The sequence below is a fragment of the Rhizobacter sp. SG703 genome (genome assembly GCF_012275445.1).
Taxonomy (GTDB): Bacteria; Pseudomonadota; Gammaproteobacteria; order Burkholderiales; family Burkholderiaceae_C; genus Rhizobacter.
Genome location: NZ_JAAZQK010000006.1, coordinates 283,871 through 308,049, shown reverse-complemented (window position 1 = coordinate 308,049; position 24,179 = coordinate 283,871). Strand labels below are relative to the sequence as shown.

Below are 24,179 nucleotides of genomic sequence, written 5' to 3'. Positions count from 1 at the left end.
GCTGGAGCAGGGCATGAACAAAGGAGTGACGATGGACGCACGCAAATGGATCGCGATAGTGGCATGGGCCTGTTGCTGCGCGTGCTTTCCGACGCCCGCGATCGCGGATGCGACCGATCTCGCCGCCTCGCCGTTGGCGACGACCTCGTCGGTGAAGCCGAACCTGATGTTCATCCTGGACAATTCCGGCAGCATGGAAGACTCGACCATGCCGGATTGGGCGGGCATGGCCATCGATGCCCAATTCAAATTCAACAGCCGCTACAACGGATTGTTCTACGATTCCAGCGTGCGCTATATCGTGCCGCCACGAGGCGACGGGAGCTATTACCCGTCGATGAACGCCGCGAACACGGCAACGTGGACCAAGGTCCCCTTGGACGCCTACGGGCAACTGTCGACGAGTACTGCGGACCTGAAAACCAGTCCGCCGACTTACTACACGTTCACCGCGGGCGAATACTGTGACTCACCGGCATTGGTGACGTGCAACGTTCAAACTGCGGCGACCACGGCCTACCCGTATCCTGCCTACGTTCGGTGGTGCATGTACTCGAACCTGACCAACTGCCAGGTTCTGTACGGTTCCATAGGAAGCCCTGCCAACACGTATATCTATGCCCGAACCCCAGGAGCTTCATCGTCAGTGCCGGGAAGCAACGTTCCCACGACGGTGAAGAGCAGCAAGCCAAGCTATCCCAAGGCCAGCGCGCGACTCGATTGCGCCGGTGCGTCATGCACCTATGCAGAGGAGATAACGAACTACGCGAATTGGTTCGCCTATTACCGGACCCGTCTCCAGATGGCGAAATCGGCCATCCTGCTGACGTTCGCCGATCTGGATGACAGCGTGCGCGTCGGCTACATGACGATCAACGATGTCGCCGGCCGCACGAACTTCCTGAACGTGGCCGATTTCGATGCGACCAGGAAGGAGGCACTGTACGCGACGATCGCTGCCGCCAGGACGGCGCCGTCGACGCCGTTGCGAACAGCGTTGTCGACGGCGGGCCGGTATTTTGCCGGCAAGCTCTCCAGTGTCTGGGGTCAAGCCGCGCAAGACCCGATGCAGCATGCCTGCCAACGCAATTACGCGATCCTGCAGACGGATGGATACTGGAATGATCCGGCAACGCCGAAGCAGGTCGATGGCAGCACGGATGTGGGCGATCAGGACGGTAGTCTGCCGAGTCCGTATCGGGACGCGAATCGAACGAGCAACACGTTGGCGGATGTGGCGCAGTTCTACTACATCACCGATCTGCGCTCGAATGCCCTTGGCAATGCCACCAATTCCCAGGGCGTAGACGTCGCGAGCAACGCCTACGCCAACGAGCGCCAGAATCTCGTGACGTACACCATCGGTCTGGGGGCATCGGGCTACATGCTGTTCCAGTCCGACTACGCGACGGCTGGCAGCGGCGACTATTACGATGTTGTCAACGGGACGAAGGCCAGCGCGGCCAACCAGGCCCGTGGCATCTGCCGATGGCAGACGACCGGTGCCTGTACCTGGCCGAGGCCCACTGCGGACTCGGCAACCGCCATCGACGACCTCTGGCATGCCGCGGTCAATGGACGCGGCGGCTACTACAGCGCCACCAACGTCGGCGAACTCAAGGACGGCTTGAGCACCGCGTTGCAAGGCATCGTGTCCTCGGGGTCCAGCGCAGCAGCGCCGACCTCGGGAAATGTCAACCTGTCCGCAGCCGGCTCCAACTACGTCTTCAGCACCAGCTTCTGCTCATCGAAGTGGTTCGGCGAGCTGGCGCGCTACGCCGTCGATCCCTCGACCGGCGCACGCGCGGCGACGCCCGACTGGTCTCAGTCCGGTGCCGGCAGCGATTGCGTCGAGTCCTCCGGCACCGGCCTGAAGACCACGCCGCTGCTCGACAGGCTCTCCGCCGGTGCCCGCAACCTCTACACCTGGAAGGCCACCGGCGGAAGCGGCACGCGCATCCCGTTCGAGTGGTCGTCGCTCGGCAGCGAGCAACAGGGGTACTTCAAGGTGGCGGCCATAGGCGGCCTCTCGCAGATGTGCAGCGTGGGCAGTGCCTGCCTGGCGAGCACCGCGCAGGTCGACAGTGCCAGTGCCGGTGCCTTGGGCGCGGGCGGGGCCAACCTCGTGGCCTACCTGCGCGGTGAGCGCAGCAACGAAGGCGTCGGAAACACCGCGTACTACTTCCCGCGCACCCACGTGCTGGGCGACACCGTCGACGCGCAGCCGGTGTACGTGGGCCCGCCGAGCCAGCTGTATGCCGACACCGGCTACGCGGCTTACAAGAGCAGCCAGGCGAGCCGGCAGGCGATGGTCTACCTCGGTGCCAACGACGGCATGCTGCATGCCTTTCGGGCCGACACCGGTGCCGAGTCATGGGCCTACATCCCGTCGCTGCTGTTGCCCAGTCTCTACCAGCTGGCCGACAAAAAATACGCGACCCGGCACCGCTTCTTCGTCAATGGCGCCAGCACTGCGGCCGACATCCATGACGGCTCAGCCTGGCGCACCATCCTCGTCGGTGGGCTGGGTGCCGGCGGACGCGGCTTCTATGCATTGGATGTCACCGACCCTGCCTCGCCTCAGGTGCTGTGGGAGTTCAGCCACGACAGCAGCCTTGATACCGCCTACGTGCGCGATGCCGACCTCGGGTATTCGTATGGCGCGCCGATCGTGACCAAGCTGTCCGACGGTACCTGGGTGGTGTTGCTGAGCTCCGGCTACAACAACGTCTCGCCCGGCAGCGGCCATGGCGTGATGTGGGTGCTGAACGCGAAGACCGGTGCCGTCATCCAGAAGCTGGACACCGGCATCGGCTCGACTACCGGCGGCAGCGTGCCGGCCGGCTGCACGGCCGCACCGTGCCCGAGTGGCTTGGCGCGGCTGAGCGCCTGGAGCGACAGCGCCAGCAACAACGTCGCGACCTATGTGTACGGCGGCGACCTGTTCGGCAACCTGTGGCGCTTCGACCTGCGCACGCTCACGCGGTCGGGCGGCACCACCGCCGTGCAGCTGGTGGCCACGCTGGCCGATGCCGCGGGCGTGCGCCAGCCCGTCACGACCCGGCCAGAACTGGGCTTGGTCGGTGGAACGCGCGTGGTCTATGTGGGCACCGGCTCTTACCTGGGCCTGACCGATGTGGCGTCGACGCAGACGCAGACGCTCTACGCATTGAAGGATCCGCTGACCACCGCCTCTGGCAGTGGTGGCCTGTATGGCAGCCCGCGCGCGAGCGCCTGCACGGCCAGCAAGGTCACGCAATGCTTCATGCCGCGCACGTTGAACGACAGTGGCGGTGTGCGCACCGCCAGCAGCCCCCTTGGCTACGCGCTCAGCTTCGACCGCATGCACGGCTGGTACGAAGACCTGCCGAATGCCGGCGAGCGCATCGACACCAACCCGACGCTGCAGTTGGGCACACTGGTCTATGTGTCGAACCTGCCGACCCGTGAGGCGGGCTGCAAGACCGGTGGCAGCAGCTACCTGAACTACGTCGACTACGCTACCGGGCTCAAGGTCGGCACCGGCACCGAAGCCGGCGTGCTGCTCAACAACGAGGCGGTGTCCAGCACGACGACGCTGGCGATCACGACCACCGGGCAGGTGGTGGCGTCGATCAACAGCTCGGACGGCAGTTCTTCCGTCAAGAACGTGCCCACCGGGGGACCGGCCAAGGGAACGCGCCGGCTGACTTGGCGGGAGCTGACGATCGGGCAGTGAAATCCGGTCGGCCCGGGAAGGCCGGCGTCGGCTACGCTTGCGCACCTGCACCGTACGGTGCGCATCCTTCTCGCCCAGCCGGCCATGACCGAGAGACTCCCAGACCGCAGCCTGAGCGACGTCGTGCTCATCGTCGACGACGTGCCCGACAACCTGTCGCTGTTGCACGACGCGCTCGACGAGGCGGGCTACACCGTGCTGGTGGCGGTCAATGGCGAGAGCGCGTTGCAGCGGGCGATCCAGGCCGATCCCGACATCGTGCTGCTCGACGCGGTGATGCCCGGCATGGACGGCTTCGAGGTGGCACGCCGGCTGAAGGCGCAGCCCGGCACCTCGCACATCCCGATCATCTTCATGACCGGCCTGACCGAGACCGAGCACGTGGTGGCCGCGTTCCAGGCCGGTGGCATCGACTACGTCACCAAGCCGATCCGCCCGCAGGAGGTGCTGGCGCGCATGGTGGTGCACATGCAGAGCGCGCGCCAGGCGCGGCAGGCCCGCAATGCGCTCGATGCCTTCGGCCACGCGACGATGGCGATCCACGTGACCGGGCAGGTCGAGAACAGCCGCGCGGTGTGGCAGACGGCGCTCGCGCGCGAGCTGATGCAGCGCTACTTCGACGCTCCGCCGGCCCACGTGCCGGCCGAGCTGGCGGCGTGGCTGCAGGCGCAGTCGCAGCTGGCGGCCGAAGGGCGCGAGCCGACCTCGCTGTCGGTGGTGCGCGGCGAGCGCCAGCTGGTGTTCTCGCTGCAGCAGCGCACCAGCGACGACGACTGGCTGATCGTGATGCGCGAGGTGTCGGACGCCGCGGCGGTCGATGCGGTGCTGCAGGCCTTCAGGCTGACGCTGCGCGAGGCGGAGGTGCTGTACTGGGTCGCCAAGGGCAAGACGAATCGCGACATCGGCGACATCCTCGGCAGCAGCCCGGCGACGGTGAAGAAGCACCTGGAGCATGTGTTCGAGAAGCTCGGGGTCGAGACGCGCAACGCGGCGGCATCGCTCGCGATCCAGAAGGTGCGGGCGCTGGCGCCCTGGCACGGGGGTTGAATCGCGCGGCTTGGCGCGGCGGGTGGCGGGTGGGGGGAAAGACTGATCAGACCGTTGAGCGCGCGAACAGTTGCGTGCCCGTCGTCCGACTGTTCAGGCGCTTCCCTTTCCACCAAGCGGAAACCCCGCGTCCTTGCCACCTGGGCGGTCACCGCTCAATCTACAAGCACGTGTAACAGGTTTCAGCAGCTCAGCGGCTGTACGCCATCTGTCGTATTCCTCGAATCCGGCCCGCTCCGTAACCTGCGTCTCGTCCGTCCCCACCCGAAGAGGGACGCAAGACACAACCCACAGGAGCGTTCTCCATGAAGTCATCCCGCCGCAATTTCGCCGCGTCGCTGAGCGCCGTGTCGCTCGGCGTCGCCGCCCTCGGCCTGCCGCTGTTCGCGCAGGCCGCCGACACCATCAAGGTCGGCATCCTGCACTCGCTGTCGGGCACGATGGCGATCTCGGAGACCGTGCTGAAGGACACGGCGCTGATGACGATCGCCGAAATCAACGCCAAGGGCGGCGTGCTCGGCAAGCAGCTCGAACCCGTCGTCGTCGACCCGGCCTCCAACTGGCCGCTGTTCGCCGAGAAGGCCAAGCAGCTGATCAGCCAGGACAAGGTCGCGGTGATGTTCGGCTGCTGGACCAGCGTGTCGCGCAAGTCGGTGCTGCCGGTCGTCGAGGAACTCAACGGCCTGCTGTTCTACCCGGTGCAGTACGAAGGCGAAGAACTCAGCAAGAACGTGTTCTACACCGGCGCGGCGCCCAACCAGCAGGCCATCCCCGCGGTCGAATACCTGATGAGCAAGGCCGGCGGCGGCGCCAAGCGCTTCGTGCTGCTCGGCACCGACTACGTCTACCCGCGCACCACCAACAAGATCCTGCGCGCCTTCCTGAAGAGCAAGGGCGTGAAGGACAGCGACATCGACGAGAAGTACACGCCGTTCGGCCACAGCGATTACCAGACCATCGTCGCCGACGTCAAGAAGTTCTCGGCCGGCGGCAAGACCGCCGTCATCTCGACGATCAACGGCGACTCGAACGTGCCGTTCTACAAGGAACTGGGCAACCAGGGCCTGAAGGCGACCGACGTGCCGGTGGTGGCCTTCTCGGTCGGCGAAGAAGAACTGCGCGGCGTCGACACCAAGCCGCTGGTCGGCCACCTCGCGGCATGGAACTACTTCATGTCGATCAAGAACCCGACCAACGACGCCTTCAAGAAGCAGTGGGCCGAGTACGCGAAGGCGAAGAACCTGCCGGGTGCCGACAAGCCGCTGACCAACGACCCGATGGAAGCCACCTACATCGGCATCCACATGTGGGCGCAGGCGGTCAAGAAGGCCGGCAGCACCGACACCGACAAGGTCATCGCCGCGATGGCCGGCCAGACCTTCCCGGCTCCGGGCGGCTTCGTGTCGACGATGGACGCGAAGAACCACCACCTGCACAAGCCGGTGTTCATCGGCGAAGTGAAGGCCGACGGCCAGTTCAACGTGGTGTGGAAGACCCCCGCCCCGGTGAAGGCCAAGCCGTGGAGCCCGTACATCGAAGGCAACGACAAGAAGAAGGATGAGCCCGAGAAGAAGTCGTGATCGGCTGAACCGCTGACCCGAGAAACGGGCCACCCGGCGACCGGGTGGCCCTTGTCGAATCTGAGCAGGACGGATTTCCCTCGATGTTTCCCATGCATGCACGACGCTGGCTGGTCGCCTTGCTGCTCGGCCTGTCGTTCGGCGCGGTCCACGCGCTGACGCCGCCGCAGGCACTGGCCCTCGCCAAGGGCGAGAACGAAGAGCGCATCGCCGCGCTGCAGGCCTCGCTGGCCCGTGGCGACGACGGGCTCGCCGCGTTCGTGCAGGCGATGCTCGACGACGCGGTGAAGCTCGCCGGCGACAAGGTCTTCATCGTGCGCGGCGACAAGGCGAGCGATGCCGCGACCGGTGCCGATGCCAGGCTCCCCGACGGCGCCGAAGACCTCGTCAACAGCAACCAGATGCGCCGCGAGCTCGAAGGCGCGCTGGCCGCGCTGAAGCTCTTTTCGCACGACCTCGGCGAGCGCCGCGCCGCGATCAAGGCGCTGAAGGAGGAGGCCGACGAAGGCCGGCTGCCGCTGATCGAGAAGGCACTTGCCGCCGAACAGGACGCCGCGCTGAAGGAACAGCTGACGCAGGTGCGCGCCGCGATCCTGGTGTCGTCGACCGACGCCGGCAAGCGCATGGAGGCCGCCCGCGCACTCGCCGGCAGCCTGACGCCGGCCACCAAGACCTTGATCCTCGAACGCCTGAAGCCCGCGGCCGACGGCGGCGAGACCGAGGTCGACATCCGCAGCCAGCTCGGCATCGCGCTCGGCGCGATCGACGCACGCCTCGCGTGGGGCGAACGCCTCGGCGTGCTGTTCACCGGCGTCAGCCTCGGCAGCATCCTGCTGCTGGTCGCGCTCGGCCTGGCCATCACCTACGGGTTGATGGGCGTGATCAACATGGCGCACGGCGAGCTGATGATGATCGGCGCCTACGCGACCTACGTGGTGCAGAACCTGTTCAAGTCGCACCTGCCGGGCCTGTTCGACGCCTACGTGATCGTCGCGATCCCGGCATCGTTCCTGGCCGCCGCACTGGTCGGCGCGGCGCTCGAACGCAGCGTGATCCGCTGGCTGTACGGCCGCCCGCTCGAGACGCTGCTGGCCACCTGGGGCATCAGCCTGGTGCTGATGCAGGGCGTGCGCTCGCTCTTCGGCGCGCAGAACGTGCAGGTCGAGAACCCGTCGTGGCTGTCCGGCGGCGTCGAGGTGCTGAGCAACCTGACGCTGCCGTTCAACCGCATCGCGATCCTCGCGTTCGCGGTGCTGGTGCTGGCCGGCGTCGCACTGCTGATCGCGCACACCCGGCTCGGGCTGTTCGTGCGCGGCGTCACGCAGAACCGCCGGATGGCCGCCTGCATGGGTGTCAACACCGCGCGCATCGACACCTGCGCATTCGCGCTCGGATCCGGCATCGCCGGGCTGGCCGGCTGCGCGCTGTCGCAGATCGGGAACGTCGGGCCCGACCTCGGGCAGGGCTACATCGTCGACTCGTTCATGGTGGTCGTGCTCGGCGGGGTCGGCCAGCTGGCCGGCACCGTCTACGCGGCGCTCGGCCTGGGCGTGCTGAACAAGCTGCTCGAAGGCTGGCAGGGCGCCGTGCTCGCGAAGATCATGGTGCTGGTCTTCATCGTCATCTTCATCCAGAAGCGGCCGCAGGGCATCTTCGCGATGAAAGGCCGGAGTGCCGAAGCATGAGCGCCGTCCTCACCCCTGCGGCGGCCGTCGGCCCGCGCACGCAGATGCTGTCGTTCACCGCCTGGGGCGGCGTGCTGGCCGCGCTGGTCGCCGTCGTCGTGCTGGCGCCGGTGCTGAACCTCGCGGTGCCGCAGGACAGCGCGCTGCACCTGAGCGACTACGCGATCGGCCTGGCCGGCAAGATCATGTGCTATGCGATCTGCGCGCTGGCGATGGACCTGATCTGGGGCTACACCGGCATCCTGTCGCTCGGCCACGGCGTGTTCTTCGCGCTCGGCGGCTATGCGATGGGCATGTACCTGATGCGCCAGATCGGGCGCGACGGCAACTACCAGTCCGACCTGCCCGACTTCATGGTCTTCCTCGACTGGAAGTCGCTGCCGTGGCACTGGGCGGCGAGCGACAGCTTTGCCGCGACGCTGCTGCTGGTCGTCCTGGTGCCGGGGCTGCTCGCGTTCGTGTTCGGCTTCTTCGCGTTCCGCTCGCGCATCAAGGGCGTGTACTTCTCGATCATCACGCAGGCGATGACCTATGCGGCGATGCTGCTGTTCTTCCGCAACGAGACCGGCTTCGGCGGCAACAACGGCTTCACCGACTTCAAGCGCATCCTCGGCCACCCGATCGCGACGCCGTCGATGCGGATGACGCTGTTCGTGCTGAGCGGCCTCGCGCTGATCGGCTTCTTCCTGCTGTCCCGCTGGCTGGTGGGCAGCAAGTTCGGCCGCGTGCTGCAGGCGATCCGCGACGCCGAGAGCCGCGTGATGTTCACCGGCTACGACCCGCTGCGCTACAAGCTCTGCATCTGGGTCATCTCGGCGGTGATGTGCGGCATCGCCGGTGCGCTGTACGTGCCGCAGGTCGGCATCATCAACCCGGGCGAGATGTCGCCGGCCGCCAGCATCGAGATCGCGGTCTGGGCCGCGGTCGGCGGGCGCGGCACGCTGGTCGGGCCGATCGTCGGCGCCTTCTTCGTCAACGGCGCCAAGAGCTGGTTCACGCAGGCCTTCCCGGAGTTCTGGCTGTATTTCCTCGGCGCGCTGTTCATCGCGGTGACGCTGTTCCTGCCGCAAGGCATCGTCGGGCTCGCGCGCCGGTTCCAGCGCGGCAGCAAGGGTGAGGTGAAGGCATGACGCCCGAACTGATGGAGGCCGGCGCGCGCGTACGCGAGGCGCTGGCGAACAAGGAGCGGGGCGGCCCGGGCACCTCGGGCGGGCGAACGGCGAGCTACGGCCGCGTGGTCGAGGAGGGCGTGCTCGACACCCGGCACGGCGCGATCCTGTACCTGGACGACATCACCGTCAGCTTCGACGGCTTCAAGGCGCTGAACGCGCTGTCGCTGAACATCGGCGCCGGCGAGCTGCGCTGCATCATCGGCCCGAACGGCGCCGGCAAGACGACGATGATGGACGTGATCACCGGCAAGACCCGGCCCGATGCCGGCCGCGCCTTCTTCGGCTCCACCATCGACCTGCTGCGGCTGCGCGAGAACGAGATCGCGTCGATCGGCGTCGGCCGCAAGTTCCAGAAGCCGACGGTGTTCGAGCAGCTGACGGTGTTCGAGAACCTGGAGCTCGCGCTGAAGGCCGACCGCGGCGTGCGCTCGTCGATGTTCTTCCGCCTGAACGGCGAGCAGCTCGACCGTATCGGCGCGATGCTGGCGCTGATCCACCTGAAGGACGGCGCGCAGCGCGTCGCCGGGCTGCTGTCGCACGGGCAGAAGCAGTGGCTGGAGATCGGCATGCTGCTGATGCAGGACCCGAAGCTGCTGCTGCTCGACGAACCGGTGGCCGGCATGACCGACGAAGAGACCGAGCGCACCGCCGAGCTGTTCCTGTCGCTCGAAGGCAACCACTCGCTGGTGGTGGTCGAGCACGACATGAAGTTCGTCGGCGCGCTGACGCAGAACGGGCGCAACGGCAAGAAGGTGACGGTGCTGCACGAAGGCAGCGTGCTGGCCGAAGGCCTGTTGTCCGAGGTGCAGGCCGACGACAAGGTCGTCGAAGTCTATTTGGGACGCTGAGCCATGCTGAAGGTCGAAGGGATCAACCAGTACTACGGCGGGTCGCACATCCTGCGCAACCTTGGCTTCGAGGCCCGGCTCGGCGAGGTGACCGTGGTGCTCGGGCGCAACGGCGTGGGCAAGACGACGCTGCTGAAGAGCCTGATGGGTGTGGTGCCGGTGAAGACCGGCAGCATCCAGCTCGACGGCCAGGACATCACGCACGACACGCCGTACGACCGGGTGCGCAAGGGCGTCGGCTACGTGCCGCAGGGCCGCGAGATCTTCGGCCGGCTGACGGTCGACGAGAACCTGCGAATGGGCCTGGCGTACAAGAGCGGCGGCACGCCGGTGCCGGCCGAGCTGTTCGAGCTGTTTCCGGTGCTCAAGCAGATGATCAACCGCCGCGGCGGCGACCTGTCGGGCGGCCAGCAGCAGCAACTGGCCATCGCGCGCGCGCTGGCGGCGGGGCCGAAGCTGCTGATCCTCGACGAGCCGACCGAAGGCATCCAGCCGAGCGTCATCAAGGACATCGGCCGCGTGATCCGCATGCTGGCCGACCGCAAGACGATGGCCATCGTGCTGGTGGAGCAGTACTACGACTTCGCCGCCGAGCTCGCCGACCAGTACCTGGTGATGGAGCGCGGCGAGATCATCCAGCGCGGGCGCGGGAAGGACATGGAAGCCGAGGGCGTGCGCGACCGGATGTCGATCTGAACCGCGCCTACTGCCCCGAGAAATACAAGCGCCGCAGCGCCCGGTCCGACCCCGCCCTGAAGTAGCTCTGCCCTGCACCGCCGCCGCCGTGGATCCAGTCTGGCGACGGCACCAGGTACTTGCGCAACAGGGCATTCGCGTCCGAGGTGGCGTCCTTGAACTGCAGCGACTCGCGGAAGGCGTAGTGCGAGAACAGCCGCATGAACTCGCCGAGGTAGATGTCGGCCACCGCGGTGTCGCCGCGGATCACCAGCATGTTCTCGTCGTTGTCGGTGGTCGACGCCGCCGAGAAGTTGGCTGATCCCACCACCACCGTCGGCGTGTCGCCGAGCGGGTCCACCAGCATGTACTTCGTGTGCACATACAGCACGTGCGCCTCGTCGGCGATGCGGTCGAGCTCGGCGAGCCAGCGGTCGAACAGGTTCAGCTCGACGCGGTTGCCCACCGCCACCGTCACGTTCGGGTGCCGGCGGATGCGGTCGATCTCGGCGGCCTGCGCCTTGTAGGTCCTGCCGGTGCCCTTCTTCTCCATCAGCGCGAAGCGAAGCACGTCGTCGGTCTTGTCGTACGACGGCACGAAGCGGCTGTTCATGCCGAACGCGAAGGTCATGAACACGCCGCGCTTCGCACCGGCCGCGAGCCCGGCGTACCAGTCGAGCGCCTGCAGGCCGAGCCGCGGCGAGAACAGCGCGTCGAGCGGCGAGCCGTCGGCCGGCAGCGGCGACAGTGCCTCGTCCTGCGTCGCGGTCGGCTTGCGCGTCTGGTCGCTGTCCAGCAGCAGCCAGTACTGGTGGTAGCGGGCCGCGATCGCGTCGTCGCGCACGATGTGGGCATTGTTCGAATGGCCGAACATGCCGTTGACGCTCAGGTTGGTCGAGCCGGTCCACACCTGCTTCGGCACACCGGCCTGCATCAGCACGAGGAACTTGTTGTGCGCGAAGCCGCCGGCGTGCTCGCGCGACTTGACCATGCCGTCCATGCCCTGGCCTTCGAGGGCCTTGTCGTTGCCCTCGCCCTGGCTGTCGCCGTCGTACAGCACCGAGACGGCCGCGCCGCGCGCCTTCGCGGCCTTCAACGCGGTGTAGATGCGCGGGCTCTTGAACTCGAAGAACGCGCCCTCCAGCGCATCGCCTTGCGCCGCCTGCCCGATGAAGGCTTCCAGGCCTTCGACCAGCCCGCGCGACAGCCAGTTGAACGCCGACGGTCCGACGTCGTCCGGCGGCCGGTTCTGGAAGCGCCGCGCGTACTCCTGCGACGCGACCGCGCCGCGGTTGAAGAAGACCGCGTGCCGGCCCTGGTCGACCCGCTCGGTCGCCACCGCCAGGTCGACTCCCGGCCCGAGCACCAGCGCGCCCGGCGCGCCGCCCATCGGGACGATGGTGTAGACGTAGCGCTCGTCGGGCGAGGCGCTGTAGTCGGCCCACTGGAAGGTCTGCAGCGGGTGCAGGAAGCTCGTCACCGGCTCGTCCGGCACCGGGAAGGGCTCGACCTGCTCGAAGGTCTTCATGCCCGACAGCCAGATGCGCTCGCCGTCGCGCTCGCGCAGCCGCCGCACCGCGAAACCCAGCACGCCTTGCGCCAGCAGGGTCGCCTCGGGCATGTCCCAGCCCAGCAGCACCACGTAGGTGCCGGCCACGGCCATCGCCGTCAGGCCGCCGTTCTCGTTGCGTACGCGCATGGTGATCTCCGGAGGTCGAGCCGAGGGTCAGAACTTCACCGAATAGCCCGGCAGCGATGCATCGGCCTTCGAGTAGGTGACGCCGTCCACGCGCAGGCCGTCGGCGTTGATCACGCTGATCATGCCGCCCTTGTTCGACAGCGCCATCGGCGTCGCCACCTTGAAGCGCCGCGTCTCGCCAGGCTCGATCGGGCCCGACAGCGGCGTCGCCGCCTTGTTGCGGTCGAGCAGCTTCCAGCCGCCGAGGTCGATGCGCTTCGGGGTCGCGTTCAGCAGCGTCACCGTCTCGACCTCGGGCGACTCGATGCTGTTGACCAGCGCCGAGACGATGCGCAGCATGCCGTCCGGCCGGTCCGGCGTCGGCGGGTTGCCGGGCACGAACGGGCCGGGCCCGGGCGCCGGATCGGTCGGCCCGCTGGTGTCGACCGTGGTCTGGTGCCCGGTCTTGTCGTCGGTGTGCCAGGTCTGCGACTGGAACTTCAGGAAGATGCCGACCCACTGCTGCTGCGCCGGGTAGTGCAGCAGCAGCGCACCGTCCTGGTAGACGCCGTCGTCCTTCGTGAACTGGCCGACGTTGGCTTGGTTCATGTGGATGTCGTGCACGCCGTTGCCGGGCAGGAAGCCGAAGTAGGCGTCCTTCTTGCCGGCCTCCGGACCCCAGCGCTGGCCGAAGGCGAACACCATCGCCTCCTCGTCGGCCATCGCGCGCTGCACGTAGTGGTCGAGCTTCTCGTTCAGGTCGTTGTCCGGGCCCGGCGCATTGATCGGCAGCGGCACCATCTTGCGTGGATCGAACAGGTTGGTGCGGATGAAGTCGAGCGCCGCACCACCCGGTTTCGAGCTCAGGGCATGCCAGCCCGGCGACATGTCGGACAGGTTCTGCAGCACCGGGTGGACGAACTGCGGCTCGATGAGGTACTCGACCTCCGACGGCGCCAGCGCCGACGCGACATTGACCGCGATGCGGTAGTCGGTGCTGCCGTCGATGACGTGGATCTGGTAGTGCGGCTTGGCACCGGAGCCAGGCTGGCGGTCGATCGCGCGTCCGCACAGGACGCCGTATTGGGCGATGGGCATGGTCTGCTCCTCGGTTGACCTCGCCACAGTGCGCCAGTGCGAGGCGCGCGTCATCCTCCAGATGGCGGAAGGACGATGGCGCGTCAGCGCCGCGCAGCCTCCAGCGCCGCGAACGCGGTGATCAGCAGCTGCACCGCCAGCACGTCGGCGGCGTACTGCACCGACACGTCGCTGCGCGGGCCGAGCAGGTTCCACAGCACCGGCACGCTGATCGACAGCGTGTAGACCGACCAGACCAGGAACCAGGCCAGCGCCATCGCATTGCGCCCGCGCATCCACTGGCCCAGGCCCGGCAGCAGTGCCGACGCGAGCACCGCCCACCAGTGCGGCGTGGCCGCGATGCGCCGCCGCGAGCGGCTGCCGCGGCGCGCATGCCACACCAGCGTGATTGCGGCGACCACGCCGCCGATCGCTGCGGCGACCAGGGCCTGGTGCAGCCACTGCAGGCGCTGCTGCATCTGCGCGGCGTCCTGCAGGTCGCGCTGGCTGTCGGTGTCGCCGAACGGCGGCAGCGGCTCGTGCGCGGCATTCCAGCGCAGCACCGAGCGGCTGCGCCCGTCGACCACCAGCAGGTCGCGTCCCAGCCAGCCGAGGTCGCGCGGCTCCATGCGGTCGGTCTGCGAGAACAGCAGCTCGCCGCCGCCGGGCAGGATGTCGGCCACCACGCCGACGATGCGGTCGTTGCCGAAGCGGATCACGGTGGCCAGCGGCAGCGGCTCGTTGGCTTCCGTCGCCTGCGGCGGGTGCGGCCGCGCAAGGCCCAGGTAGCGGGTGCCGCGCGGCGCCGGCACGTCGACCGACTGCTGCAGCGCCAGCGTGCGGCCGTCCAGCCGCTTCAGCTGCAGGCCGTTGGTGTCGGTGGTCCACAGCGCATCGCCGCTCCACCACAGGCCGTTCGTGAAGCGGTAGGTGCCCAGCGCGGTGCGTGCGAGGAAACGGCCGTCGCGGCCGAACAGCGCCACCGCATGGCCGCCGCCGGTCGACGCCGCGATGCGCCCGTCCTCGGCGAAGGCCAGGTGCACCGCGCGGCTGGCGTGCTCCACCAGTTCGGGCGGCCACTGCAGCGTGATGGTGCCCGACGGCAGCAGCGTGGCCGGGTCGAGCAGGTGGATCGTCGCGTCGTTGTCGAGCCGCATCGCGAGCAGCCCGGCGCCCGGGTGCCAATCGAGGCTGTAGGCATGGCCCGGCAGACCGATTTCCGGCAGCCGGGCCCGCATGCCGCGGTGCCCGCCGGCGTCGAACGACCAGATCTCGTCGTCGACGGCCAGCCAGGCCTGCGTGCCGTCGGGGCGCAGCGCCAGCGCCGTCGGGCCGTAGAGTTCCGCCGCACGTTGGCTGACCTTGACGTCCAGCGCCAGCAGCAGCAACGCGAGCAGCACGCAGACGAGCGCGATCCGAGGCGTCGACGCCCCGCCGATGCGGGGGCGGCTGCGTGCCTTGGGAATAGGGGTACTGCCGGATCCGTCGGCCCTGTCTCGGGCCGTTCTGAGATGAGTCGACATGGGGTTCCTCGCCAGCGCGCAAGCGTAGCGGGTTCCGATGCCGCTCCCGGACGCAGAAAGGCCCGCTCGGGCGGGCCATTCAACCGTTCAGCCGGTATGTCCCATATTCAGGGCTGATTGATGATCTCCGTGCTCGGCTGGCCGTTGTCGGCAATCACCTCCAGCACCTTCACGTCGTTGACGGCGATGCTTTGCGGCACTGTCATCAGCAGCAGGTCGGCATTGGTCTGCACTTCCAGCGGCGCAGTGAAGATCACCGACTTGGTGCCGGCGGTCGTCACGCGCATGACGTAGTTGCCGGCGGTGAAGTCGGTCGAGTTCGAGCTCGAGGCCGGCACCGCGTTCTTGTAGGTGGCGGCCGCGAAGTTCGGTGCCACCGTGTTGATGTCGACATTGGCCGCCGTCAGGTAGACGTCGACGTTCTGCGCATTGAACGAGCCGTTGACGACGCGCACGCGTCCGTTGGTGGCGGTGAGTTGCTTGTCGTACGGGTCGTTGATCAGCAGCAGGTTGGTCGTCGTCGCTTCGCCCGGCACCGCGATCAGCGTGAACTTGTTGCCGCGCGTCGGGTTGAAGTTGATCGAGCCCACGGTGACGGCGCCGGTCGTGGTCTTCACGGTGTAGTCGGCCGGCGCGGTGTCGACGACGTAGTACTTCGACGCATACAGGTAGCCGACGTCGTTGATGCCGCCGGAGATCTCGTTGTTGCGGTACAGCGAGACATTCGGGCCGGCCGGGATCGCGTGGATGAAGCGGACCTTCGGGTCGGCGATGTCCAGCCGGTCGTCGATGCTGTCGTCGCCGCCGCCGCAAGCGGCGACCAGCAGGATCGGAGCGAATGCCGCCAGGAATTTGAGAGCTTTGTGCATGGTGTACCGCCTTTCAGGGGAGTCGAGGGATCGATCGCGAAATCGTGCTGCGACTCTAGGGTTGGGGCGTCGTGCACCGTGTCGGTGGACGGGGCGAACCGCTGTGGGGCGTGCCTGAGATCGATGTCGGACGAGGCGCCGCGTGCACCGGCGACTTCTGTCGGATGTGCAGGGGCCTCACCCGGCGACAATGCGCGCCACATCCGGCCCCGGGAGACTGCATGATCGTTGTCCACCACCTGAACAACTCGCGCTCGCAGCGCGTGCTGTGGCTGCTTGAAGAGCTGGGACTGCCCTGCGAGATCAGGAAGTACCAGCGCGACCCGAAGACGATGCTCGCGCCGCCGGAGCTGCTGCAGGTGCATCCGCTCGGCAAGTCGCCGGTGATCACCGACGACGGCAACACGCTGGCCGAATCGGGCGCGATCATCGAGTACCTGCTCGAGCGCCATGGGCGAGGGCGGTTGGCGCCGGCGAAGGGCACGCCCGAGGCCCTGCGCTTCAGCTACTGGCTGCACTTCGCCGAAGGCTCGGCGATGCCGCCGCTGCTGCTGAAGCTGATCTTCGACCGCATCCCGAAAACGCCGATGCCGTTCTTCGTGAAGCCGATCGCGAAGGGCATCTCGGCCAAGGTGCTGGCGATGATGGTCGAGCCGAACCTGAAACGGCAACTCGACTTCATGGAAGCCGAGCTCAGCAAGAGCGAATGGTTCGCCGGTGCCGAATTCAGCGCGGCCGACATCCAGATGAGCTTTCCGGTCGAGGCCTCGGCACAGCGCGCGGGGCTGGATGCGAGCCGGCCGAAGCTGATGGCGTGGCTGAAGCGCATCCATGCGAGGCCGGCTTACCGGCGAGCGCTGGAGCGGGGCGGGCCGTACGACTTCGCGAACGATTGACCCGGCGCGCGTTCAGGTCCGCCAGACCCGCGGCACCTGCGCCGGCAAGGCCCAGCCGATCTCGCGCCAGCGCTTCCACACCGCGGTCAGCAGCGCCATCGCCGGCTCGACGCGGTGCGCCAACACACGCAGCACCACCACCTCGTCATGCGGCGAGGTCGCCCCGGCGGTCGGGCGAAGCGCATGCGCGTCGAGCTGCTCGCGCGCCGCGTCGATCAGCGCCTCGCGCCGCGCCGGCTGCAGCGCCGCGCCGGCAGCGAACCACATCGTCGCGAGCACGCTGTGCCCGGCAAACCCGACCGGCGAATCAAGCAGCAGCCGATCCTCGCCGTCGACCGTGCCGCGTTCGAGCCACACGCCGGGCACTTCGATCTGCTGCGTGTAGCGGCCTGCGTCGAACGCCTCGCCGCTGGCCGGCAGGCCGAGCGCCAGCACGTCCCAGCCGATCATCTCGGCGCCGGGCGCCAGCTCGAAGCGCATGCGGTTCTCGGCCAGCGTGCGCCGGTAGCACAGCGTCTCCAGCGGCAGCCACTCCAGGCGCGCGCCGTCGGCCACGCGTGCGGTCAGGCGCTGCACCGCGGTCTCGCCGAGGCTGCGGTAGAAGCGCGTCGCGCCCGGCGTCGTGATCAGCGCGTGCGCGCCGGCATCGAGCGTCGCTTCTATCTCCAGCACGTCCCCGCCGACGATCCCGCCGGGCGGGTGCACCAGCACGTTGTGGCAGATCCCGGTGCCTTCGGGATAGAGACTTTGCAGCACGCGCAGTGGCCCGCTGTGCCGGTCGTGGACGACGCAGCGGCCGGCGTCGTGGCGGTAGTGGAGTTGCAGGCGACCGTTCCAGGCCATGGGCTCGGGGTGTTGATGCGGGGCGCGTGCAGTGTAGGGGCGGGCGACGGCCGCTTCGGGGCCGGCTGCGTCTCCAGCAGCCAGATGCCCGGCGTGGTGTCGGCGAACGGGATCGCGACCGGCCCGAGCGCGGCCAGGCGGCGTTTGATCGACGGCAGCATGCGGTGCCTCCTTCAGTGCGTGCGCGCGCGGGTCGGCGTGAACAGCGGCTCGGCCGGTTCGTCCGCGGGCGGTTGTTCGTCGAAGAAGCGGGCCGCCATCGCCTGCGCCATCTGCGACGGCGTCAGCAGCTGCACGTGGGCCGGCGGCGCGGTGCTGCGGCTGATCAGGTCGAGCAGCAGGTCGAGCGCGATCGCGGTGGTCGACAAGGCCAGCCACAGCAGCACCTGCTCGAGCCAGTCCTGCCCGATCACCAGCGCGACCGGCACCGAGACCCACAGGCTCAGGCAGTAGAAGCAGGCCAGCGACGAGCTCTCGCCGGCCCAGCGCCGCAGCGTTTCGAGGCTGCGGCGCGGACCGGACTGCGCATGCAGCAGGTGGGTGATGCGCCAGACGGCCAGCGCGCCGAGAAGGGACAGATACCACTTCATGTGCGTCTCCTGAGGGATGGGATGTTCCATGGACTGCATTCCATCGACGACGCCTTCCCATTGACACGCCCGCCCGCAGCCCGATCGGCGTGTGCGTTGGACGATCGCGAGACGATCACCGGACGACAGGCGACCGGACGCAAAAAAACCCTGGGAGGACGGGCCTCGCAGGGGTTCGGGGGAAAGCGCGCCGCGGCGTGCGCGGCGTCAGGCGCGGCGAGGTTTGTCCTCTCCCTTGGGGATGTCCCCGTCGCCGCAGGGGTCGGTCTGGCGGCCTTTCGGCGGCTCGTAGCGCGCGTTGAACACCGGGAACTCCGGGATCGCCGCCGGCAGCAGGCCCTTGAACGGCTGGCCCTTGTGGTACTCGACGATGAAGTCGACCCAGTCGGTGACCTTCACGAAGTCGATGAGGTGCGGCTGCACGCGCGGCAGCGTCGGGTCGGGGTTCACGTCCAGGTAGTACGGCGAGCGCCAGTCCCACAGGCCGAGCAGCAGCGGGTCGGGCAGGAAGATGTTCATCGCGAGGTTCTTCGCCGAGAAATCCCAGCGCTCGCCGGGTGCCGTCCACGGGGCGTCGACGGCGCCGTAGCGCTTGATGTCCTTCAGCGCGTCGCGCAGCCCGGCGGCGGCCTGCTGCACCTTGAACGGCGCGAAGTCGACGGCCATCAGCTCGGTGGCCAGGCTGTCGATGTCGGTCAGCTCGTCCGGCGCCTCCAGGTCCATGTTCGCGTTGGTGTCGAACTGCTGGGCGCGGCGGATCGCGTCACGGATCTTCGACACCACCGTCGGGCGTTGTGCCGGCGTCGAGGTGCGCAGCGCGGCCAGCAGCGCGTCGGCCAGGTCGTCGATGCGCTCGACGATCGCTTGCAGCCGGCCGAGCTGCACCACGCAGCCGACGGTCGGGTGGTTGCCCTTGGCAGCGAGGATGTCCTTGTTGCCGTCGGCGAACCACTGCGCGAGCTGCTGCGCGGTGGCGCTGCCGGCGGCGGCCAGCTTCTGGAACACCGCCGGATAGGCTGCGCCGGCGGTGAAGAAGTTGTAGTTCTCGTAGCCGGTCGCGTAGTCGGCATACGGCGCGACGGTGTGCAGCACCTCGACCGACATGTTGAAGCAGTTGTTGAAGTGGATCGCGGCGAGCTTGGGGACGCCGGCATCGGTGGCTTGCTTCAGGGCGTCGCCCAAGCCCCAGGTGGACAGCGGCATCTGGCTGGCCGGCAGCATCGGCGAACCCTGCGGCAGCATCGGCGAGCCCTGCGGCAGCATCGGCGAGCCTTGCGGCAGCACGGGAGACCCGCCGGCACTCGTGATGTGCCATTCGACCTGGCCCTGCAAGGTCAGGTTGGCGACGGTGAGCTTGCTGCGATCGATCTCGGGCAGGAAGCCGGCACCATGGCCTTCGAGGGCGAGCACCAGGTCCGAGGTGGCGTGCAGCTCATGCGCATGGCGCAGGAAACCGGCCAGCGTGTTCGGCGAACCCATGTCCTGCTTCCAGCGCGAGACCGTCTGCATGGACGCCGGCTGCCCGGCCGGGATGTCGATCAGGTAGGTGTCGTCGTCGACCAAGTCGACCAGCGCCGTCACGTGGACGCCGCTGCCGGCGATCTGCAGCAGGCTGTTGACGAGCGGATGCTGTGCGAGCTGGCGGGAGCTGCCGTCCGGGAAGCTGCTGAGCACGGGGTCGCTGCCGAACGGCGCGTACACCGCCAGCACGACGCTGTCGCGCGCGGGGGAATGGGTGTCGCGGGGCTGCAGGCGGGGGGTTGGCATGGGATCTCCTCTTGTCGATGGCGATCGCTACACTAACCGCGATCCTTTCGCATGCACACGCCCTCGCGGTGCGCGCCGCGCCAGGAGCGCCAGACGATCCGGAGACGATAGGTCTGTCATGGTGAGACACCCCCCTAATTTGCAGTCCGTCGCGTCGCCGGTCGCCCCCTTGCTGCCGGCTGCGGTGGTCGATGCGTTGCTCGCACTGGCGCTGGCCGCGCACAAGGCCGGCACGCTCGACGAGCTGCTGCGGCGCCGCCCGCGCTTCACGCGCTGGTTTTCCCGCAGGTTCCTCAGGCCGGTGCTCGGCACCTCGGGCGATGCGCTGCGCGGCGAGTCCGCCGGCGCGGAAGCGGTGTCGCTGTGGCTGCGCTGGGCCGTGCTGCAACTGCGACCCGACCAGCACGCCGACCTGGGCGGCATCGAAAGCCAGGCCTGGATCGAGCGCACCAGCTGGCGCCCTTTCTTGGCGGTGATGTGCCACTTCGGTTTCGCGCCGGTGCCGGACTTTCGCCAGCGCTACCACCGCCGCCCCGACGAGTCGCCGGCCGAGAACCTGTGCGGGCTGTGGGCGGTCGGCCCCAGCACCTTCTACCGTTACCTGGACAAGGGCCGGCGCCTGATCGCCGAGGGCCTGATGGACCCGCTGCGCGTCGGCGAGAAGACACAGGGCCTGCGACGCATGGCACAGGCGCAGGCCCACGTGCGGCTGGGCCTCGACGACGCCGAGGCGTGCACCGTCTGGCATCGACTGCGGGCCGCCGATGCGCTGCTGCTGCGCGACGCGCCGACCGCCTGGTGGCACCAGCTGCAGGCGAAGGACTGGGATGCCGCGGTCGAGCTGCTGCAACGGTTCCGGATCGAACTGGCCGCCGATCCGGAGACCGACCTGATGCTGGAGCGCATGGCCGGCGAATCGCTGCCGGCGCGCGTCCGCTTCGCGATGTGCCTCGCCCAGGCATCGATCTGGCAGGTGCGCAGCGCCGAGGAGCGCGAACGGCAGGCGTACGAGCAGGCGTTGCGCATCGCCGGCACGGCCGACGACAAGCTGATGCTCGGCCAGGCCTACGGGGCACTCGGCAAGTTCTACGAGCTGCGAGACACCGACCGCGCCTTCGTCTGCTACGAGGACAGCGCCGAATTCCTGCGCCTCGCGCGCCAGGCCGGCGAGGGCGATGAAGCGCAGACGGTCCAGGAATATCTGGGGACGCTCGTCAAGCTGGCCTGGCTGCATGTGCTGCGCAATGACCCGCGCTCGCGCACGGTGCTCGAGAAGGCCGAGCAACTGCGATCCGAGCACGCACTGAAGCCCGAAGCGATCGGCATGCTGGAACAGACCTGGGGCGAGTACTGGCGGCGTGCCGGCGAGCTGCAGCGCGCGCTCATGCACAAGCACCGGGCCCTGAACATCTTCGAGCGCCTGGGCGATCAGCGTTCCATCCTCATCACATACCTGAACCTCAGCCTGATCCACGGCGGGGCGAAGGACTTCGAGCGCGCGATCGCCTGCTCGGAGCGCATTCTCGACATGGGCAAGCGCATCGCCCTCGAGCCGGAGATGGAGAGCAGCACGCGCCTGAACCTCGGGGCCACCTATTTCTGGCAAGGCCGCTACGACCTGGCGATCGAGCAATACCGGCTCGCACTGGACATCGGCAGCCGGGCCAAGCTGCCGCTGCACATGCGGCGCGCCCACTACAACCTGGCCGAGGCGCACTACAAGCGCTTCCAGATCGGCCAGGACGCGGAAGACGAGCGCCTGGGCGATGCGCACGCCGCCGCGGCGTTGAAGGGGCCGGCCGCCGAAAGCGACCCCGGCCATGCCGAAGCGACGCGCAACCTGAAGGCCGAGATCCTCGGCCCGCGCGACGGCCAGACCTACGACCGCCTGCTGCCCGAAGAGTTTGCCGCGCACTTCGAGGAGATGGCCGAAGTGCAGCGCCAGCGCGCGGTGCTGGCCGTGCCGATGGGCGCGCAGGCGCACATCAGCGCCCACCTGGCGATCGCCAATGCCTACCTGGCGATCTCGAGCAAGGAACGCGAGGCGGCCTTGTCACTGATCGGCAAGCACGGCCTGGGCGACGAGTTCGCCGCGGAACTCGAAGGACTGCGGGCGACGTTCAACCGCGAGCTGACGCGGGAGCAGCAGCTCGCGACGCGATGGCAACAGCAAGCCGGCGAGTTGCTGCAGGAGCAGCGGCGCATCGCGGTGCTCGATCACCTGTTCCGCGCCGGCTCGATCCAGAAGAGCATCTACGCGCAGGTGTGCGGCGTGGGATTGGCCACGGCCTCCAAGCACCTGAGCACGCTTGCGCAACTTGGCCTGCTGGAGCAGACCGGCAACGGTCCGAGCACGCGATACGTGTTGCCGCCATGATGCCGCCGCCGCGTCGCGCGCTGGAGGCTGCTCCATGACATCGGAGCAGCGGCCACAAACGCTCAGAGCGTGGGGGAACCGATCGGTCCTCCACAAACGTGTCGCATTTCCTCCGCTGACAGCGGCAGCGGAGAGGCAGGGCCTTGCGGCCGGCACTCATGCGGCCCAGCATAGGTTGGCCAGCAACCGTGCGTCAATCGTCCTGCCCCCCCTCATCCCCACCATGAAGTAGGGGGGCCTCAAGGCGAAGCCGAAGCCCCTGCCTCGAACCACCGCTTCAACAGCCCCCGCTCGTCCTCGGTGATCCCGGTCGCGTTGTTCAGCGGCATCAGCTTCAGCACCACCGCCTGCTGGTAGACCTGCTGCGTATGCAGCGCGATCGCGGCGGGCGAGTCGAGGCGCACGTTCTTGTTCGCCAGTTGCTCGTTGTGGCACATCACGCAGCGTGTGCCGATCACCTGCTGCACCTGCGCGAACGTGACGGGCTGAGCCGTTTGCGCGGCCGGCCTCGATGCCGGCGCGAGCCACACCGCAACGCTCAGCAGCATCACCGTGCCCGCCACCGCGAACTCCCACGGCACCCGCTTGCCCTGCACCCGCGCCTTGTGCCGCACGACGAAGGCATGGCGGATCAGCGCGCCCGCCCCCATCACCAACACCAGCACCGCCCAGTTGTGCTTTGCGCCGTACAGAAAGCCGTAGTGGTTGCCGAGCATCGCGGCCAGCACCGGCAGCGTGAAGTAGGTGTTGTGCACGCTGCGCTGCTTGGCGCGCTGGCCGTGCACCGGATCGACCGGCTCGCCGGCCCGCATCTGCGCGATCACGGTGCGCTGGCCGGGGATGATCCAGAAGAACACGTTGGCGCTCATCGCCGTCGCCATCATCGCGCCGGCCAGCAGGAAGGCCGCGCGGCCGGCGAACAGCTGGCACGCGAGCCACGCGCCCGCCACCACCACCACCGCGACGGCCGCGCCGACGATGCGGTCGCCGTGCACGCGCCGGCCGAACACGCGGCAGATGCCGTCGTAGACCAGCCAGAACACCGCGAGGAAGGCCAGCGCCGCCAGGATCGCCGCGGCCGGCGGCCACGCATGCACGCGTGGGTCGATCAGGAAGGTGCTCGCCTGCCACAGGTACAGCACGGTGAACAGCGCGAAGCCGGTCAGCCAGGTCGAGTAGCTCTCCCAGTAGAACCAGTGCAGGTGGGCGGGCAGCGACTTCGGCGCCACCAGGTACTTCTGCGGGTTGTAGAAGCCGCCGCCGTGCACCGCCCACAGCTCGCCGTCGACGCCCTTCTCCTTCAGGTCGGGGGCATCGGGCTTCAGCAGGCTGTTGTCGAGGAAGACGAAGTAGAACGACGAGCCGATCCACGCGATCGCGACGACGACGTGCGCCCAGCGCAGCAGCAGGTTGAGCCAATCGAGCACATACGCTTCCATGCGCGTCAGCTGCCGCGGTAGGTGGAGTAGGCCCACGGGCTCGCGAGCAGCGGCACGTGGTAGTGGGACGTGGCGTCGGCCAGCCCGAAGTCGAGCGGCACGCTGTCGAGGAAGGGCGGGTCGGGCAGCGCGACGCCGCGCGCGCGGAAGTAGTCGGCCAGCTCGAACACCAGCCGGTAGCGGCCGGCCAGGAAATCCGCGCCTTCGAGCAACGGCCCGCCGGCGCGGCCGTCGGCATCGAGCTGCACGCTGCGCAACAGCTGCGGGACGCCGCCGCCGAGGCCTGTCTCGATGCGATACAGGCGCACCGCCATCCCGGCGGCGGGGCAACCGTTCATCGTGTCGAGCACGTGCGTCGTCAGTTTTCCCATGGTGGCGAAAGTGTATACACTTTG

General features: G+C 68.2%; 18 protein-coding genes. 9 read left to right on the top strand and 9 right to left on the bottom strand.

Annotated elements, in window-relative coordinates:
* Nucleotides 1-31 precede the first annotated feature (31 nt).
* The 7 genes from FHT26_RS14690 (at nucleotide 32) to urtE (ending at nucleotide 10,746) form a co-directional block, all read left to right on the top strand.
* Complete coding sequence (locus FHT26_RS14690) at nucleotides 32-3,718, top strand: pilus assembly protein (protein WP_168560858.1); 3,687 nt, start codon at nucleotides 32-34, stop codon at nucleotides 3,716-3,718.
* An 84-nt stretch (nucleotides 3,719-3,802) separates the two neighbouring features.
* Nucleotides 3,803-4,765 (top strand): response regulator transcription factor, encoded by a 963-nt coding sequence (locus FHT26_RS14685; RefSeq protein WP_168560857.1) that lies wholly within the window; start codon nucleotides 3,803-3,805, stop codon nucleotides 4,763-4,765.
* A 305-nt stretch (nucleotides 4,766-5,070) separates the two neighbouring features.
* Nucleotides 5,071-6,345: an urea ABC transporter substrate-binding protein gene (gene urtA, locus FHT26_RS14680; protein WP_056815695.1), complete on the top strand. Its 1,275-nt coding sequence runs from the start codon at nucleotides 5,071-5,073 to the stop codon at nucleotides 6,343-6,345.
* A gap of 92 nt (nucleotides 6,346-6,437) precedes the next feature.
* Nucleotides 6,438-8,030 carry an urea ABC transporter permease subunit UrtB gene (urtB, locus tag FHT26_RS14675; RefSeq protein WP_168560856.1) on the top strand — a complete coding sequence of 531 codons (1,593 nt, stop codon included), beginning with the start codon at nucleotides 6,438-6,440 and terminating at the stop codon, nucleotides 8,028-8,030.
* The gene (urtC, locus tag FHT26_RS14670; RefSeq protein ID WP_210427401.1) at nucleotides 8,027-9,160 is read left to right on the top strand and encodes an urea ABC transporter permease subunit UrtC; all 1,134 of its coding nucleotides are present in this window, start codon (nucleotides 8,027-8,029) and stop codon (nucleotides 9,158-9,160) included. The genes urtB and urtC overlap by 4 nt, the downstream gene beginning before the upstream one ends.
* Entirely contained in the window at nucleotides 9,157-10,050 is an 894-nt protein-coding gene (gene urtD / locus FHT26_RS14665) for an urea ABC transporter ATP-binding protein UrtD (protein WP_168560855.1), read from the top strand. The genes urtC and urtD overlap by 4 nt, the downstream gene beginning before the upstream one ends.
* A gap of 3 nt (nucleotides 10,051-10,053) precedes the next feature.
* Nucleotides 10,054-10,746, top strand: a complete 693-nt coding sequence (urtE, locus tag FHT26_RS14660; protein WP_168560854.1) for an urea ABC transporter ATP-binding subunit UrtE — start codon at nucleotides 10,054-10,056, stop codon at nucleotides 10,744-10,746.
* A 7-nt stretch (nucleotides 10,747-10,753) separates the two neighbouring features.
* Here the strand turns inward: urtE and FHT26_RS14655 are convergent, their stop codons facing one another.
* From FHT26_RS14655 to FHT26_RS14640, 4 genes are all read right to left on the bottom strand, one after another.
* Nucleotides 10,754-12,424, bottom strand: a complete 1,671-nt coding sequence (locus FHT26_RS14655; RefSeq protein WP_168560853.1) for a phospholipase D-like domain-containing protein — start codon at nucleotides 12,422-12,424, stop codon at nucleotides 10,754-10,756.
* A gap of 27 nt (nucleotides 12,425-12,451) precedes the next feature.
* On the bottom strand, nucleotides 12,452-13,501 hold the full coding sequence (locus tag FHT26_RS14650) for a DUF2278 family protein (RefSeq protein WP_168560852.1): 1,050 nt from the start codon (nucleotides 13,499-13,501) through the stop codon (nucleotides 12,452-12,454).
* An 83-nt stretch (nucleotides 13,502-13,584) separates the two neighbouring features.
* Nucleotides 13,585-14,880 (bottom strand): WD40 repeat domain-containing protein, encoded by a 1,296-nt coding sequence (locus tag FHT26_RS14645; protein ID WP_168560851.1) that lies wholly within the window; start codon nucleotides 14,878-14,880, stop codon nucleotides 13,585-13,587.
* Nucleotides 14,881-15,110: 230 nt separating this feature from the next.
* Nucleotides 15,111-15,872 (bottom strand): DUF4397 domain-containing protein, encoded by a 762-nt coding sequence (locus FHT26_RS14640; protein ID WP_168560850.1) that lies wholly within the window; start codon nucleotides 15,870-15,872, stop codon nucleotides 15,111-15,113.
* Between the two features lie 221 nt (nucleotides 15,873-16,093).
* Between FHT26_RS14640 and FHT26_RS14635 the strand changes: the two genes are divergently transcribed.
* Nucleotides 16,094-16,768, top strand: coding sequence for a glutathione S-transferase family protein (locus FHT26_RS14635; protein ID WP_168560849.1), 675 nt, complete (start codon nucleotides 16,094-16,096; stop codon nucleotides 16,766-16,768).
* A 12-nt stretch (nucleotides 16,769-16,780) separates the two neighbouring features.
* Here FHT26_RS14635 and FHT26_RS14630 read toward each other — a convergent pair whose 3' ends face one another.
* From FHT26_RS14630 to FHT26_RS14620, 3 genes are all read right to left on the bottom strand, one after another.
* Entirely contained in the window at nucleotides 16,781-17,611 is an 831-nt protein-coding gene (locus tag FHT26_RS14630) for an urease accessory protein UreD (RefSeq protein ID WP_168560848.1), read from the bottom strand.
* A 173-nt stretch (nucleotides 17,612-17,784) separates the two neighbouring features.
* Nucleotides 17,785-18,201, bottom strand: coding sequence for a hypothetical protein (locus FHT26_RS14625; RefSeq protein ID WP_210427400.1), 417 nt, complete (start codon nucleotides 18,199-18,201; stop codon nucleotides 17,785-17,787).
* A gap of 207 nt (nucleotides 18,202-18,408) precedes the next feature.
* Nucleotides 18,409-19,968, bottom strand: coding sequence for a clostripain-related cysteine peptidase (locus tag FHT26_RS14620; RefSeq protein ID WP_168560847.1), 1,560 nt, complete (start codon nucleotides 19,966-19,968; stop codon nucleotides 18,409-18,411).
* A 118-nt stretch (nucleotides 19,969-20,086) separates the two neighbouring features.
* On the opposite strand from FHT26_RS14620, the gene FHT26_RS14615 reads away from it, so the two are divergent.
* Entirely contained in the window at nucleotides 20,087-22,345 is a 2,259-nt protein-coding gene (locus FHT26_RS14615; protein ID WP_168560846.1) for a tetratricopeptide repeat protein, read from the top strand.
* A gap of 239 nt (nucleotides 22,346-22,584) precedes the next feature.
* Here the strand turns inward: FHT26_RS14615 and FHT26_RS14610 are convergent, their stop codons facing one another.
* Nucleotides 22,585-23,784: a urate hydroxylase PuuD gene (locus FHT26_RS14610; protein ID WP_168560845.1), complete on the bottom strand. Its 1,200-nt coding sequence runs from the start codon at nucleotides 23,782-23,784 to the stop codon at nucleotides 22,585-22,587.
* A gap of 5 nt (nucleotides 23,785-23,789) precedes the next feature.
* Nucleotides 23,790-24,155, bottom strand: coding sequence for a hydroxyisourate hydrolase (gene uraH, locus FHT26_RS14605; RefSeq protein ID WP_168560844.1), 366 nt, complete (start codon nucleotides 24,153-24,155; stop codon nucleotides 23,790-23,792).
* Between the last annotated feature and the right edge of the window lie 24 nt (nucleotides 24,156-24,179).

Excerpts from the sequence above, each read along its gene's own strand:
- FHT26_RS14690 (WP_168560858.1), top strand. The coding sequence starts at position 32 with ATGGACGCACGCAAATGGATCGCGATAGTGGCATGGGCCTGTTGCTGC.
- FHT26_RS14685 (WP_168560857.1), top strand. The coding sequence starts at position 3,803 with ATGACCGAGAGACTCCCAGACCGCAGCCTGAGCGACGTCGTGCTCATC.
- urtA (WP_056815695.1), top strand. The coding sequence starts at position 5,071 with ATGAAGTCATCCCGCCGCAATTTCGCCGCGTCGCTGAGCGCCGTGTCG.
- urtB (WP_168560856.1), top strand. The coding sequence starts at position 6,438 with ATGCATGCACGACGCTGGCTGGTCGCCTTGCTGCTCGGCCTGTCGTTC.
- urtC (WP_210427401.1), top strand. The coding sequence starts at position 8,027 with ATGAGCGCCGTCCTCACCCCTGCGGCGGCCGTCGGCCCGCGCACGCAG.
- urtD (WP_168560855.1), top strand. The coding sequence starts at position 9,157 with ATGACGCCCGAACTGATGGAGGCCGGCGCGCGCGTACGCGAGGCGCTG.
- urtE (WP_168560854.1), top strand. The coding sequence starts at position 10,054 with ATGCTGAAGGTCGAAGGGATCAACCAGTACTACGGCGGGTCGCACATC.
- FHT26_RS14655 (WP_168560853.1), bottom strand. The coding sequence starts at position 12,424 with ATGCGCGTACGCAACGAGAACGGCGGCCTGACGGCGATGGCCGTGGCC.
- FHT26_RS14650 (WP_168560852.1), bottom strand. The coding sequence starts at position 13,501 with ATGCCCATCGCCCAATACGGCGTCCTGTGCGGACGCGCGATCGACCGC.
- FHT26_RS14640 (WP_168560850.1), bottom strand. The coding sequence starts at position 15,872 with ATGCACAAAGCTCTCAAATTCCTGGCGGCATTCGCTCCGATCCTGCTG.
- FHT26_RS14635 (WP_168560849.1), top strand. The coding sequence starts at position 16,094 with ATGATCGTTGTCCACCACCTGAACAACTCGCGCTCGCAGCGCGTGCTG.
- FHT26_RS14630 (WP_168560848.1), bottom strand. The coding sequence starts at position 17,611 with ATGGCCTGGAACGGTCGCCTGCAACTCCACTACCGCCACGACGCCGGC.
- FHT26_RS14625 (WP_210427400.1), bottom strand. The coding sequence starts at position 18,201 with ATGAAGTGGTATCTGTCCCTTCTCGGCGCGCTGGCCGTCTGGCGCATC.
- FHT26_RS14620 (WP_168560847.1), bottom strand. The coding sequence starts at position 19,968 with ATGCCAACCCCCCGCCTGCAGCCCCGCGACACCCATTCCCCCGCGCGC.
- FHT26_RS14615 (WP_168560846.1), top strand. The coding sequence starts at position 20,087 with ATGGTGAGACACCCCCCTAATTTGCAGTCCGTCGCGTCGCCGGTCGCC.
- FHT26_RS14610 (WP_168560845.1), bottom strand. The coding sequence starts at position 23,784 with ATGGAAGCGTATGTGCTCGATTGGCTCAACCTGCTGCTGCGCTGGGCG.
- uraH (WP_168560844.1), bottom strand. The coding sequence starts at position 24,155 with ATGGGAAAACTGACGACGCACGTGCTCGACACGATGAACGGTTGCCCC.